Annotated in this window: 13 protein-coding genes; 12 read left to right on the top strand and 1 reads right to left on the bottom strand. The window is 68.2% G+C overall.

From position 1 onward, the window contains the following. Together VIR15_RS00195 and serA are read left to right on the top strand one after the other, a co-directional pair. Positions 1 to 160: WYL domain-containing protein (locus tag VIR15_RS00195; protein WP_331925449.1), on the top strand; the 160-nt coding region annotated here is incomplete at its 5' end. Positions 161 to 423: 263 nt separating this feature from the next. Continuing rightward, positions 424 to 2,007, top strand: coding sequence for a phosphoglycerate dehydrogenase (serA, locus tag VIR15_RS00190; protein WP_331925448.1), 1,584 nt, complete (start codon positions 424 to 426; stop codon positions 2,005 to 2,007). Positions 2,008 to 2,252: 245 nt separating this feature from the next. On the opposite strand, the gene VIR15_RS00185 is transcribed toward serA, so the two are convergent. Further along, entirely contained in the window at positions 2,253 to 3,503 is a 1,251-nt protein-coding gene (locus tag VIR15_RS00185) for an AI-2E family transporter (RefSeq protein WP_331925447.1), read from the bottom strand. A gap of 291 nt (positions 3,504 to 3,794) precedes the next feature. Between VIR15_RS00185 and VIR15_RS00180 the strand changes: the two genes are divergently transcribed. The 10 genes from VIR15_RS00180 to VIR15_RS00135 form a co-directional block, all read left to right on the top strand. Beyond that, a complete protein-coding gene (locus VIR15_RS00180; RefSeq protein ID WP_324143190.1) occupies positions 3,795 to 3,884 on the top strand; it encodes a 3-isopropylmalate dehydrogenase in 90 nt (29 codons plus the stop codon). 141 nt (positions 3,885 to 4,025) lie between these two features. Further along, positions 4,026 to 5,099, top strand: a complete 1,074-nt coding sequence (locus VIR15_RS00175; protein ID WP_331925446.1) for a 3-isopropylmalate dehydrogenase — start codon at positions 4,026 to 4,028, stop codon at positions 5,097 to 5,099. 117 nt (positions 5,100 to 5,216) lie between these two features. Continuing rightward, on the top strand, positions 5,217 to 6,311 hold the full coding sequence (locus VIR15_RS00170; RefSeq protein WP_331925445.1) for a branched-chain amino acid aminotransferase: 1,095 nt from the start codon (positions 5,217 to 5,219) through the stop codon (positions 6,309 to 6,311). Continuing rightward, positions 6,290 to 7,099: an HAD family hydrolase gene (locus VIR15_RS00165; RefSeq protein ID WP_331925444.1), complete on the top strand. Its 810-nt coding sequence runs from the start codon at positions 6,290 to 6,292 to the stop codon at positions 7,097 to 7,099. Before VIR15_RS00170 ends, VIR15_RS00165 begins: the two co-directional genes overlap by 22 nt. A gap of 103 nt (positions 7,100 to 7,202) precedes the next feature. Further along, a complete protein-coding gene (locus tag VIR15_RS00160; RefSeq protein ID WP_331925443.1) occupies positions 7,203 to 8,735 on the top strand; it encodes an amino acid permease in 1,533 nt (510 codons plus the stop codon). A gap of 1 nt (position 8,736) precedes the next feature. Then, a complete protein-coding gene (locus VIR15_RS00155; protein ID WP_331925442.1) occupies positions 8,737 to 9,477 on the top strand; it encodes a FadR/GntR family transcriptional regulator in 741 nt (246 codons plus the stop codon). Positions 9,478 to 9,498: 21 nt separating this feature from the next. Next, a complete protein-coding gene (locus VIR15_RS00150; protein WP_331925441.1) occupies positions 9,499 to 10,866 on the top strand; it encodes a glutamine synthetase family protein in 1,368 nt (455 codons plus the stop codon). A 59-nt stretch (positions 10,867 to 10,925) separates the two neighbouring features. Then, on the top strand, positions 10,926 to 12,293 hold the full coding sequence (locus tag VIR15_RS00145) for an aldehyde dehydrogenase family protein (RefSeq protein WP_414654877.1): 1,368 nt from the start codon (positions 10,926 to 10,928) through the stop codon (positions 12,291 to 12,293). Between the two features lie 42 nt (positions 12,294 to 12,335). Continuing rightward, on the top strand, positions 12,336 to 13,103 hold the full coding sequence (locus VIR15_RS00140) for a 3-oxoacyl-ACP reductase (RefSeq protein WP_331925439.1): 768 nt from the start codon (positions 12,336 to 12,338) through the stop codon (positions 13,101 to 13,103). A gap of 13 nt (positions 13,104 to 13,116) precedes the next feature. Further along, positions 13,117 to 13,793 (top strand): gamma-glutamyl-gamma-aminobutyrate hydrolase family protein (locus VIR15_RS00135; RefSeq protein WP_331925438.1); only part of this gene is annotated, 677 nt, incomplete at its 3' end.

The raw sequence follows: 13,793 nt of genomic DNA, 5'->3' as shown, positions 1-13,793 counted from the left end.
CCGGTGGTACCTCGTCGGGTGGTGCCGACTCAGGCGCGACGTGCGCTGGTTCCGGCTCGAGCGGGTCAAGGGGGCGGTGGCCACCCGCACGGCGTCGCCCCCACGAGCCGTCTCGACCATCGGCACACCGCCGCCGTCGGCCCACACCGTGGAGACGTGAGGATGTCCTGTCGTGCCGTTGGCCGTGGGTTGGGCGGTTTCGGTGCCCGCCTTGGGTCGGCGCCTTGATGCGCGAGGTCCCGCCATTCGGGACGCGGGGTCCATTAGGTGATACCCGTCACGTGGGCACCGAATCCGTTCACATGCTGGTTGCTTGTGATGACCCGGGCCGTCACCTGCGCCTAGACTTTGGGCGGCACATCGCGGTGCCGCCCTATGGCCCGCGTCCTCCCCGGGCCGCGCACCCGCCCGAAAGGATCCCCTGTGACCAAGGCCGTCGTCCTCATCGCCGAAGAGCTGTCACCCGCCACGATCGAGGCACTCGGACCGGACTTCGAGGTCCGCACCTGCGACGGAGCCAACCGCGACGAGCTCCTCCCGGCTCTCGCCGACGTGGACGCGGTGCTCATCCGCTCGGCGACAAAGATGGACGCGGAGGCGATCGCAGCGGGCCGGCATCTCAAGGTCATCGCGCGCGCCGGTGTCGGGCTCGACAACGTGGACGTGCAGGCGGCGACCCGGGCCGGTGTCATGGTCGTCAACGCGCCGACGTCCAACATCACCTCGGCCGCGGAGCTGGCCATCGCCCTGCTGCTCGCGACGGCCCGCAACATCGCCCCGGCCAGCCAGTCGCTCAAGGGTGGCGCCTGGAAGCGGAGCAAGTACTCGGGCGTCGAGCTGCTCGACAAGTCGGTCGGTGTCATCGGGCTCGGCCGCATCGGCGCACTGGTCGCCGAGCGCCTCAAGGGTTTCGGCATGAAGGTGCTCGCCTACGACCCCTACGCCTCGCCGGCCAAGGCGGGCCTCGTCGGGGCCCAGCTCGTCGGCCTCGACGAGCTGCTCGCCCAGTCCGACTTCATCACCATCCACCTCCCGAAGACACCGGAGACGGTCGGCCTCATCGGCGAGGACGCCCTCTCGAAGGTCAAGCCCACGGTGCGCATCATCAACGCAGCCCGCGGCGGCATCCTCGACGAGTCTGCCTTGGCTCGCGCGATCGCCGAGGGCCGCGTCGCCGGCGCCGGCCTTGACGTCTTCGCGACCGAGCCGACCACGGAGTCCCCCCTCTTCGATCACGAGTCCGTGGTCGTGACCCCGCACCTCGGTGCCTCGACCGAGGAGGCCCAGGAGAAGGCAGGCGTATCCGTCGCGCGGTCGGTCCGCCTCGCGCTCTCGGGAGAGCTGGTGCCGGATGCCGTCAACGTGTCCTCGGGCTACATCGCCGAGGAGGTCCGCCCCGGCATCCCGCTCGTCGAGAAGCTCGGCCGGATCTTCACCGCCGTCGCAGGCGCCGTGCCGGCCCAGCTCGACGTCGACGTGCGCGGCGAGATCACCGAGCACGACGTCAGCGTGTGGAAGCTCGTCGCCCTCAAGGGACTGTTCACCGACGTCGTCGAGGACCCGGTGACCTACGTCAACGCGCCGATCCTCGCCGAGCAGCGCGACTGTCAGGTGCGACTGCTCACCGAATCGGACGCGGGCGACTTCCGCAACATCACGACGCTGCGCGGCACCCTCGCCGACGGCACGATCGTCAGCGTCTCCGGCACGCTCACCGGTCCGAAGATGGTCGAGAAGATCGTCGGCATCAACGGCTACGACCTCGAGGTGCCGCTGTCCGACCACATGCTCGTCTTCGAGTACTCCGACCGGCCGGGGATCATCGGCGCGGTCGGCAAGCTGCTCGGCGACGCCGATGTCAACATCGGCGGCATGCAGGTCTCCCGCCAGGCCGACCAGGCGATCGGGGTGCTCAACGTCGACAGCGCGGTCTCGCCGCAGCTCGCCGGCGAGATCGCTGCGGCCGTCGACGCCAAGGCCTTCACCGTCGTCGACCTGCAAGGCTGACAAGCCCATTCCGTATGCCGCTGGGCTGGGACCGCGCGAGACGCGCCGTCCCAGCCCAGCGGCATACGGCATTGAGTGTGCCGCCCGTGCCGGAGCTGTCTGAATCTCCTGGGTCGCGCCGTGCCGTGAGGGACGAATGACGGGATCAGGTGTTGCGGCTCGTGCGCGAGCACCTGGCTCGACCGGGGTTGGTCCCGTCATTGCTCCCGGGCGGAGTGGCACTGGGCAGACTTGACTGGAGGCGGTCAGGTCCGCGAGGCGTCCGGCGTGGCGTCCGTGTCGGCGTGGGCGGACTGCTCGGTGGCGGCGGGTTCGTCCTCTCCTCCCGCACCGTCGGGGGGCGTCTCGAGGTCGGCGAGCTCGGGAACGAGCTCGTGCCGTTTGCTGAACGTGTCGAGCACTGACAGGGCGACCGCGGCCACGGGGATCCCGATGAGGGCGCCAATGGGCCCGAACAGCGCTGCGCCGGCGATGACCGAGCCGAGGGCGACGGCGGGATGGATGTCCATGGTGCGCCGGCTGATGCGCGGCGTGAAGACGTAGTTCTCCAGCTGCTGGTAGACCGTCGCGAAGACCGCGATCCACACCGCGTTGATCGGCTTGTCGAGGAGCGCGAAGAGGGCGGGCAGGATCACGCCGAGATAGGTGCCGATGGTGGGGATGAACTGGCCGACGATGCCGGCGAAGACACCCAGCGGCAGCCAGAAGGGCACGTCGATGGCCCAGAAGAAGGTCGCGTGCGCGAAGGACGAGATTGCCGCGAGCACCAGCTTCGACACCACGTACCCGCCCGTCTTCTCGACCGAGGTCGTCCAGACGGTGATGAAGACCCGCTGGTACCGCTGGGGCAGCCAGGAACCGATGGTCTGGCGCAGGCGCGGACTGTCCGCAGAGAAGTAGTACGCGAAGACGAGGATCGTCAGGGAGTCGAACAGGAAGGCCAAGAGGGAGCCGAAGACGCCGAGGAGCCCGCCGCCGTATCGTCCTGCGAGCTCGCCGATCTTGTCCGGTGTGAGACCGAGCGCCGACTCGATGTCGTTCTGGTTGAACTCGGTGTGGAACGTCTGGTTGATCCACGTGATCGTCGACGTGATGACCTTGGGCAGTTGTGTGCCGAGCTGGGACAGCTGCGAGATGAAGACCGAGCCGAACAGCTCGAGGAGTCCGGCGAGGACCACGAGCATGCCGATCAAGGTGAAGCCCGTGGCGACGCCACGGCGCAGACCCCGCTCGCTCAACGACAGCACCACAGGCTCCATGGCGATGGAGAGCAGCCATGCGAGCAGGAGCAAGAAGAGGAAGCCGCTGGTGGCTGCGAAGGCCCACGTCGCCACCCGGAGCAGCACCACGGCCGTCAGGATGATGAGAACGACGCGCCGAGCGTTGCTGGGCGGGATGGCGATCCACCGTGGGTGGTTTTCGAGGTGGCCCGAGACATTGCTGTGCGAGCCAGAGCCATCCGGCCCGGCCGCGATGTCGTGCCGGTGTTCGGTCACTCCTTGAGCGTAGGTGCGAGGGGGCGGTCCTGTGACACCTGACACGTGCCGGAGATTCTTACGCCGCATCCTGGCCCTACCGTCTCATTTTCTGGAAACCCCCTTTACCCCGCCGCAGCCCGGCGTAGCGTGAATGTCATGACGCGGCAGCTCGTACTCCTCATTGCCAGCCGCGGCGAGTTTCAGTAGTCAGCTACCTCGTCGCGGAGACCCCGCGTTCCCTCCAGGCTGACGGCTCGCCCACCCGGGCTCGAGCACCTGAAACCACCCACCGTGACATGCAATGAAGGAATGAGTGCAATGAGCGAAGATGCCAAGGCCGCCCGCCGCGCGCTGCAGGAGTCGATGGACCTGCGCGACCAGGGCCACACCGACGACTGAGCAACGACCAGGCCGATCGTCCACGCTGAAGGCCCTCTCCCGTTCGTGGGGCGAGGGCCTTCGCGATGTCGGGCCATGTCGGGCCATGTCAGGAACTGAGACATGGATTCCACATCACAAGACGATCCCTACGCTTGAACCATGGTGGAGCAGCGCACTCGAGGCCAGAAGCAGGACTACTCGATCGCCGTCATCGGCGGTGACGGCATCGGTCCGGAGGTCGTCGCGGAGGGTCTGAAGATTCTGGACGCGGTCACGGCGGCCAGCGGCGCGAAGTTCTCCACGACCGACTACGACCTCGGTGCCCGGCGCTGGCACGCGACCGGCGAGCTGCTGCCTGACTCGGTGCTCGAGGAGCTGCGCGGTCACGACGCGATCCTCCTCGGCGCCATCGGCGACCCAACCGTCCCGAGCGGCGTCCTGGAGCGGGGGGTGCTGCTGCCTATCCGGTTCGCCCTCGACCACTACGTCAACCTGCGCCCGGCGAAGCTCTTCCCCGGCGTCGCGAGCCCACTCGACGTCTCCCGCGTCGCCCCCGACGGCATCGACTTCGTCGTCGTCCGCGAGGGCACGGAGGGGCCGTATGTCGGCAACGGCGGCGCGCTCCGGGTCGGGACGCCTCAGGAGATCGCCACCGAGGTCAGCGTCAACACCCGCTTCGGCGTCGAGCGGGTGGTCCGCGATGCCTTCTCCCGTGCCCAGGCTCGTCCGCGCAGGCACCTGACCCTCGTGCACAAGCACAACGTGCTGACGCACGCCGGACACCTCTGGCGCCGCACGGTCGAGGACGTCGCCGCCGAGTTCCCTGAGGTCGAGACCGCCTACCAGCACGTCGACGCGGCGACGATCTTCATGGCGACCGACCCCGGCCGCTTCGACGTCATCGTCACGGACAACCTCTTCGGCGACATCATCACCGACATCGCCGCCGCCATCTCGGGCGGCATCGGACTCGCTGCGTCGGGCAACATCAACCCGGCTCGCACGACTCCCAGCATGTTCGAGCCGGTTCACGGCTCGGCTCCCGACATCGCCGGGCAGGGCAAGGCCGACCCGACCGCAGCGATCCTGTCCGTCGCGCTGCTCCTCGCGCATCTCGGGCGCGCCGACGATGCGAGCCGCGTTGAGGAGGCCGTAGCGGCCGATCTCGCCGAGCGGGGCGGCACCGTCCGCTCCACCTCGCAGGTCGGCGACGCCATCGCGTCCCGACTCTGACGAACGATGGAGGGTTCGGACGGCTCGTTCGACGCGGTTTGCCCACCTTCGCTGTCTCACGATGTGGGCGATAGCCTGCAATGGATCACCGCAGACTGCCGTTACGGAGGTTTAGCCATGACCCAGATGTCCTTCGAGGTCACCCGTCGCGAGGACGCCACACCGTCCGAGCGAATCGCGCAGGTGCTGGAGAACCCCGGCTTCGGCAAGACCTTCACGGACCACATGGTCGTCATCGACTGGTCCGGTGAGGATGGGTGGACCAACGCACGGGTACAGCCCTACGGTCCGTTCCAGCTCGACCCGGCGGCAGCCGTGCTCCACTACGCGCAGGAGATCTTCGAGGGGATGAAGGCCTACCGGCACGCCGACGGGTCGATCTGGACCTTCCGGCCCGAGGCCAACGCAGCGCGGTTCGCCCGGTCGGCGCGGCGTCTGGCCCTCCCCGAGCTCCCCGAAGCCGACTTCATCGAGTCTCTGCGACAGCTGGTCAGCACCGACCAGGACTGGGTGCCCGGGGCGGAGGGCGAGAAGAGCCTCTACCTGCGCCCGTTCATGTTCGCCTCCGAGGCGTTCCTCGGCGTTCGCCCGGCCCAGAAGGTGACCTACTCGGTTATTGCCTCCCCGGCCGGCTCGTACTTCACCAGTGGCGTCAAGCCGGTCACCCTGTGGATCTCCACGGCCTATGCCCGTGCCGGTGCCGGCGGCACCGGCGCCGCGAAGTGCGGTGGGAACTACGCGTCGTCCCTCGCCGGGCAGCTCGAGGGTGCCGAGCACGGCTGTGACCAAGCGGTCTTCCTCGACTCGTCGACGCACACGTACATCGAGGAGCTCGGCGGGATGAACCTCTTCTTCGTCACCAAGGACGGCAAGATCGTCACCCCGGAGCTGACCGGCACCATCCTCGAAGGCGTCACCCGGGCGTCGATCCTCGAGCTGGCCAAGGAGCTCGACCTCGAGCCCGAGGAGCGGCGCATCCCCATCGACGAGTGGAAGGAGGGCGCCGCAGCCGGCGACATCGTGGAGATCTTCGCCTGCGGCACCGCTGCCGTCATCACGCCGGTCGGCGAGCTGCGCTGGGACGGCGGGTCGGTCGACCACCGCCGGGACGGTCACGAGGACACGGTGGGCACGGCGATTCGAGCACGCCTGCTCGACATCCAGTACGGCCGGGTCGAGGACTCACACGGGTGGATGACGCGCCTCGTCTGATCGCGACCGACCTCGACGGCACGCTGCTCCGATCCGACGGGACGCTCTCCCGCCGGGCCGGCGCTGCGCTCGCCGCCACCGAGGAGGCCGGTATCGAGGTCGTCTTCGTCACCGCGAGGCCACCTCGCTGGCTGGACGAGCTGGCTTCCGCGGTGGGCGGGCACGGCGTGGCCATCTGCGGGAACGGCGCGTTCGTCTATGACGTCGCCGCGCGGAAGGTCATCAGCAGCAATGGGTTCCAGCATGCCGTGGTGCTGGACATCGTCGAGGACCTGCGTCGCGCGGTGCCGGATGTGACGTTCGCGGCGGAGCGGGGCAGCGGCCTGTGGTTCGAGGCGCTGTTCCCGCACGATCCTGCTCACGTCGTCCCGCCAGACGCCGTTGAGGGGCCCATCGATGACCTCGACGAGGAGGCGGTCGGGAAGCTCCTCGCGAAGTCAGCGACCCTCCGTGATGAGGAGTTCCTCCGTCGTGCAACCGAGGTGGTCGGTGACCGCGCCCAGGTCAGCTACTCCGGTGCTGGCGGGCTCGCCGAGATCAATGCCGCCGGCGTCACCAAGGCGGTTGCTCTCGAGCAATGGTCGGCCGGCCGCGGGATCGGCGTCGACGACGTGTGGGCCTTCGGGGACATGCCCAACGACGTGCCGATGATCCGATGGGCTGGCGTCGGATGGGCGGTGGCCAACGCGCACGAGGAGGTTCGCGCCGTCGCCGACCGGATCTGTCCCTCCAACGACGAGGACGGCGTTGCCGTCACCTTGGAGCATCTCCTCCGTCAAAAGGTTTGATCAAGAACCATTGACGACATCACCCGTGCGGGTATTTGATGCCACTCACCATTTAGCAGCGGGGACAAAGGTCCGTCGCATGATGTTTGAGAGGTAGTACTGCATGGCTGTCGACACCTCCACCGAACACGGGCACGACGACGAGGCAATGCTCGCCGAGCTCGGCTACAAGCAGGAACTCCACCGCGGCATGAGCGGGTTCTCGAACTTCGCCGTGTCGTTCTCCATCATCTCCATCCTCGCCGGCTGCATCACGACCTACTACCTGGCCATGGACGCCGGCGGCCCGATTGCGATCTCGATCGGGTGGCCGCTGGTCGGCCTCTTCGTCCTCTGCGTCGCCCTGTCGATGGCCGAGATCTGCTCGGTCTACCCGACGGCGGGTGGCCTCTACTACTGGGCCGGTCGCCTCGCCCGCCGCAACAAGCGGGTCTGGGCCTGGTACGTCGGCTGGTTCAACTTCCTCGGCGAGATAGCCGTCACCGCGGCCATCGACTACGGAGCTGCCATTACGTGGATGGCGCTGCTCAACCTCACCATCGGCGTCGAGGTGACCGCAGTCAGCACCTTCGTCGCCTTCCTCATCATCATCGCCCTGCACGGCCTGCTCAACACCTTCGGCGTCAACCTCGTCAAGGTGCTCTCCAACGTCAGCGCCTGGTGGCATCTCATCGGCGTCGCCGTCATCGTCGCGATCCTGTGGTTGGTTCCCGACCAGCACCAGTCGCTCACCTGGACGTTCACCGAGTACAAGAACTCGACCGGCTTCGACCTGGCGATCCTCGGCCTGCCCTACGCGTTCCTCGTCGGCCTGCTCATGGCGCAGTACACCTACACCGGGTACGACGCGTCGGCCCACGTCGCCGAGGAGACCAAGGGCGCCGCGACCGAGGCCCCCAAGGGCATCGTGCGCAGCGTCTGGGTCTCGATTCTGGCCGGGTGGGTCCTGCTCGTGTCGGTCACTGCGGCGATCCAGGACTACGACGCTCAGCGGGCCACCGAGACCGGCCTGCCCCCGGCGCAGATCTTCATCGACGCTGCTGGTGAGAGCCTCGGCGAGTTCATGCTCCTCATCGCGGCTGTGGCCCAGTTCTTCTGCGGCATGGCCTCAGTCACGGCGAACTCGCGGATGTCCTACGCCTTCTCGCGCGACAACGCCCTGCCCGGCTCGCGCTGGTGGTCGAAGGTCAACCCGCGCACGGGCACGCCAACCAACTCGATCTGGCTCTGCGTCGCCGGCTCCGTCGTCGTGGCGCTGCCGGCCCTGTGGAGCATCACCGCCTACGCTGCCGTCACGTCGATCGCGGTCATCGGTCTCTACATCGCCTACGTTGTCCCGGTCTTCCTGCGCCGGACGCACCCTGAGTTCCGCCCGGGGCGCTGGAGCCTCGGCCGGTGGAGTGCGCCGATCGGCTGGATCGCCGTGGTGTGGGTGGGCATCATCGTCGTGCTCTTCATGCTGCCCGCCTACGCACCGGGCACGTGGGGCGACGAGACGTTCAACTACGCGCCCGTGGCGGTCGGGGCCGTGCTCGTCTTCGCGACCGTCACCTGGTTCGTCGGAGGGCGCCACCATTTCCTCAAGGACGTCCCCGCAGGACACGACACCAAGCCCGCAGCGGAGGTCCTGGGCTGACATGACGGGGGAGAGCGCGAGCTCGCTCGCATCGAGCGCGTTGCCGGACGCAGTCCTGCGTCCGGCGTCCGGCAACGCCTTCGAGCACGCCGTCGAACAGCTCGCCCGGGCCATCCGCCTGGGAGTGCTCGCCGACGGGGAGCAGCTCCCGCCCGAGCGTGACCTCGCCGAGCGGCTGGGCATCAGCCGGAACACCCTTCGCGACGCGATCGCCGCCCTCCGCGACTCCGGGCTTGTCACGACGCGCCGCGGTCGCGGGGGTGGCACCTGGGTGACGTATGCCGCTGAGCTGGCTTCCCCGGCCACCGGTGCCTACGTGCGGAGCGGGGCTGCGATGGCGGATGCGCTCGACTTCCGTCGTGTCGTCGAGCCGGGTGCCGCATGGCTCGCCGCCACCCGCACGCTCGCGAGCGACCAGCGTGCGTGGCTGGCGGACAGCCTCCGCGCGGTCCACGAGGCGGCCGAGGGTGCGGCGCACCGGGTCGCGGACTCTCGCCTCCACCTTGCCATCGCGACGCTGTCCGGCTCGCCGATGCTCATCGATGCCGTGACGCGCGCCCAGGCCGCGCTCCACGAGCTGCTCACTGCGATCCCGGTGCTGCGCCGCAACATCGAGCACTCCAACGACCAACACCAGCGGATCGTGGCCGCGATCCTCGCGGGCGACGCCGACGAGGCGCGTACCGTCATGGAGGAGCACTGCGACGCGACCTCCGCACTCCTCCGCGGCCTCATCGGCTGACCGAAACGAAGGGACTGGCGTATGTCAGCACCACCGGCGTTCACCCTCGACCACCTTCGCGAGGAGATCGAGAAGGGGACGATCGACACTGTCGTCGTCGCCTTCACGGACATGCAAGGTCGACTGCAGGGCAAGCGACTTCATGGGCACTACTTCCTCGACCACGTGCTCGAGCACGGCACCGAGGGCTGCAACTACCTCCTGGCCGTCGACGTCGACATGAACACCGTTGACGGCTATGCGATCTCGTCATGGGAGCGGGGGTACGGCGACATGTTCTTCGACCTGGACCTGACGACCGTGCGCAGGACGCCGGGGGCGGAGCACTCAGCGACGATCCAGTGCGACCTGACGTGGCTCGACGGCACCGGCCGCGTCGCACAGGCCCCCCGTTCGGTCCTCCGGGCCCAGGTGGACCGGGCCGCCTCACTGGGGCTCGTGGGCCTCTGCGGTACCGAGCTCGAGTTCATCGTCTTCGAGGACTCCTTCGACGCGGCATGGGATCGCGGCTACACGGGCATGACTCCGGCCAACCGCTACAACGTCGACTACTCGATCCTCGGCGGTGACCGCGTCGAGCCGCTCCTGCGCGAGATCCGGAACGAGATGTACAAGGCCGGGGTCGTCGTCGAGGGGGCCAAGGGGGAGTGCAACCTGGGCCAGCACGAGATCGCGTTCCTCTACGACGAGGTGCTGCGCACCTGTGACAACCACGTGGTCTATCGCAATGCGGCGAAGGAGCTTGCTGCTCGACAAGGCAAGTCGCTGACCTTCATGGCCAAGTTCGACGAGCGTGAGGGCAGCTCGTGCCACATCCACCTGTCCCTTCGCGGCACCGACGGTTCGATCTCGTTCGCCGACGCTGATCGCGAACACGGCCACAGCGAGCTCTTCGATCACTTCATCGCCGGGATCCTGGCGACGATGCGGGACCTCTGCTACTTCTACGCACCGAACATCAACTCGTACAAGCGTTTCCAGCCGGGCAGCTTCGCGCCGACTGCCATTGCGTGGGGCCGTGACAATCGGACCTGTGCGCTCAGGGTCGTCGGACACGGGTCCGGGCTGCGCGTCGAGAACCGCGTACCCGGTGGGGACGTCAACCCCTACCTCGCGGTCGCGGCGATGATGGCGGGCGGACTCCACGGCATCGAGCAGCAGCTCGAGCTCGAGCCGGCGTTCGAGGGCAACGCCTACCGTTCCGACAAGGAGCACGTGCCGACGACGCTCCAGCAGGCCCGCGACCTGCTCGATGGCTCGGAGCTGGCACGTCGGCTGATGGGTGACGACGTGGTCGACCACTACGTCAACGCGGCCGACGTCGAGTTGGCAGCATTCAACGCCGCCGTGACGGACTGGGAGCGGAGGCGAGGCTTTGAGCGCCTCTGAGCCCAGCGGCATACGGCATGAATTGCACTGACCTGAAAGCGAACTGAGTCTCGATGAGTATGACGGCAACCATTCTCAACCCCGCTACCGAGGAGGTCGTGCGAACCGTCCAGCTCGCCTCGGTCGAGGAGACCGACGCCGCCATCGCGCGGGCCAGGGAGGCGAGCCCAGCATGGAAGTCCGTCGCTCCCGGCGATCGCGGGCGGTTGCTGCGGCGTTTCGCGGACCTCGTCGACGACCACGTGGAAGAGCTCGCGCAGCTCGAGGTCGCCAACGCCGGCCACACGATCGGCAACGCGCGCTGGGAGGCGGGCAACGTCCGCGACGTGCTGACGTACTACTCGGCGGCGCCGGAGCGGAACTTCGGCCGGCAGATTCCGGTACCTGGCGGCCTCGACGTGACGTTCAAGGAGCCGCTCGGCGTCGTCGGCATCATCGTGCCGTGGAACTTCCCCATGCCGATCGCCGGGTGGGGCTTCGCGCCCGCGCTCGCGGCCGGCAACACCGTCGTGCTCAAGCCGGCCGAGCTGACTCCGCTCACGGCGATGCGGCTCGGCGAGCTCGCGCTCAAGGCCGGCTTCCCGGAGGGCGTCTTCACCGTCGTCCCGGGCAAGGGCTCGGTCGTGGGGGAGCGCTTCGTCACTCATCCGGACGTGCGCAAGGTCTGTTTCACCGGGTCGACGTCCGTCGGTCAGCGGATCATGCGGGGCGCCGCGGACCAGGTCAAGCGCATCACGCTCGAGCTTGGCGGCAAGAGCGCCAACATCATCTTCGCCGACTCCGACCTCGAGCTCGCAGCGGCCCGGGCACCCTACGGGGTCTTCGACAATGCGGGTCAGGACTGCTGTGCCCGCAGCCGGATCCTCGTCGAGAGGTCGGCGATGGACCGGTTCATGGAGCACTTCGAGGCGGCGGTCCGCGCGGTCAAGGTGATCGACCCGGCCGACGAGGCCAGCGAGATGGGTCCGCTCATCAGCGCTGGCCAGCGCGAGACGGTGCGGTCGTACGTGGAGGAGTCGACGGAGGACGTCGAGGTCGCCTTCCGCGGTGACGCCCCTGAGGGGTCCGGCTTCTGGTACCCAGCCACCGTGGTCCTGCCCCAGTCGACCCGGGACCGGGTGTGGCAGGAGGAAGTCTTCGGCCCGGTCGTCGCCGTCGTGCCGTTCGAGGACGAGGCGGATGCGGTCGCCAAGGCCAACGACACCGCCTTCGGCCTCAGCGGCTCGATCTGGACGAGGGACATCGGGCGCGGCATCCGCGTCGCCCGTGGCGTCGAGGCCGGCAACCTCTCGGTCAACTCGCACAGCTCGGTGCGCTACTGGACGCCGTTCGGAGGGTTCAAGCAGAGCGGCCTCGGCCGAGAGCTCGGCCCGGATGCGCTCGATGCGTTCACCGACGTCAAGAACGTCTACATCTCCACCGACTGAGAGACTCGGATGGAGCCGTTGCAGCAGGAGGTAAGAAGAGATATGGCAGGCAGGCTCGAGGGCAAGGTCGCGGTCGTCACCGGCGGGTGCAGCGGCATCGGCTTGGCAACGGTGCGACGTTTCGCCGAGGAGGGGGCCAAGGTCGTCATCGGAGACCTGGACGCCGCCACCGGCCCGGGCATCGCCAACGAGGTGGCTGGCACCTTCGTCAAGGTCGACGTCACGAGCAAGGAGGAGGTCGACGACCTCTTCCGTGTCGCCAAGGACACCTACGGCTCGGTGGACATCGCCTTCAACAACGCGGGGATCAGCCCACCTGAGGACGACTCGATCCTCACGACCGACCTCGACGCGTGGCGCCGTGTCCAGGACGTCAACCTGACCTCGGTCTACCTCTGCTGCAAGGCCGCACTGCCCTACATGCTCGAGCAGAAGAAGGGCTCGATCATCAACACCGCCTCGTTCGTCGCCGTCATGGGTGCGGCCACGTCACAGATCTCCTACAGCGCGAGCAAGGGCGGGGTGCTGTCCATGTCGCGTGAGCTCGGCGTCCAGTTCGCTCGCGACGGGGTGCGCGTCAACGCGCTCTGCCCGGGCCCGGTCAACACGCCGCTGCTGCAGGACCTCTTCGCCAAGGACGAGGAGCGGGCCGCCCGGCGTCTCGTGCACGTACCGATGGGCCGTTTCGGCGAGCCGGAGGAGATGGCCAACGCTGTCCTGTTCCTGGCCTCGGACGAGTCGAGCTTCATCACCGCCTCGACCTTCCTTGTCGACGGCGGCATCTCCGGCGCCTACGTGACGCCGCTCTGAGACGAGGGTCGTGGTGTCGGACACGCCGATCATCGGGATCACCTCGTATCTCGAGCTCGCCAGCCGCGGGCAATGGCGCGACGTGCCCTCGGCTCTCATCCCGCACTCATACGTCCGCCAAGTCGAGGAGGCCGGGGCGATCGCCGTCGTGATCCCCCCGCGTCTCGACTCGGCCGACGACGACCATCGGTTGGTGCGCGCCCTGCTGGCGCGGCTCGACGGCGTCATCATCGCCGGCGGAGCGGACGTTGCACCGGAGCTATACGAAGCAGAACGGCACCCGTCCGTCCAGGCTTTGCGGCCCGACCGGGACACGACCGAGATGGCCATCGCCCAGGTGACCGCGCAGGTCGACCTGCCGGTGCTCGGCATCTGCCGCGGCATGCAGGTCATGGCCGTTGCTGCCGGGGGAACGCTCGAGCAGCACGTGCCCGAGCGCGTCGGCCACGACGACCACTCGCCGGCGCCTGCGACGTACGGCAGCCACCCGGTGGACACCGTGCCCGGGACACGGATCGCCCAGCTCCTGGGCGCGCGGGTGGACGACGTGCCGAGCCACCACCACCAGTCGGTGGCGACACATCCTGGTTACGTCTCGGCCGCCTGGGCCCCCGATGGCACGTTGGAGGCGATGGAGGATCCTTCGTCCCCCTTCCGGCTCGCGGTCCAGTGGCACCCGGAGCAGGGGAC

Source organism: Intrasporangium sp., assembly GCF_036566125.1.
Classification (GTDB): Bacteria; Actinomycetota; Actinomycetes; order Actinomycetales; family Dermatophilaceae; genus Intrasporangium.
The sequence above is the reverse complement of the archived record's forward strand: the minus strand, read 5'-3'. Positions and strand labels throughout refer to the sequence as shown.

Coding starts and splice junctions, on each gene's coding strand:
- VIR15_RS00180 (WP_324143190.1), top strand. CDS start 3,795: ATGAGTGCAATGAGCGAAGATGCCAAGGCCGCCCGCCGCGCGCTGCAG.
- VIR15_RS00175 (WP_331925446.1), top strand. CDS start 4,026: ATGGTGGAGCAGCGCACTCGAGGCCAGAAGCAGGACTACTCGATCGCC.
- VIR15_RS00170 (WP_331925445.1), top strand. CDS start 5,217: ATGACCCAGATGTCCTTCGAGGTCACCCGTCGCGAGGACGCCACACCG.
- VIR15_RS00160 (WP_331925443.1), top strand. CDS start 7,203: ATGGCTGTCGACACCTCCACCGAACACGGGCACGACGACGAGGCAATG.
- VIR15_RS00155 (WP_331925442.1), top strand. CDS start 8,737: ATGACGGGGGAGAGCGCGAGCTCGCTCGCATCGAGCGCGTTGCCGGAC.
- VIR15_RS00150 (WP_331925441.1), top strand. CDS start 9,499: ATGTCAGCACCACCGGCGTTCACCCTCGACCACCTTCGCGAGGAGATC.
- VIR15_RS00145 (WP_414654877.1), top strand. CDS start 10,926: ATGACGGCAACCATTCTCAACCCCGCTACCGAGGAGGTCGTGCGAACC.
- VIR15_RS00140 (WP_331925439.1), top strand. CDS start 12,336: ATGGCAGGCAGGCTCGAGGGCAAGGTCGCGGTCGTCACCGGCGGGTGC.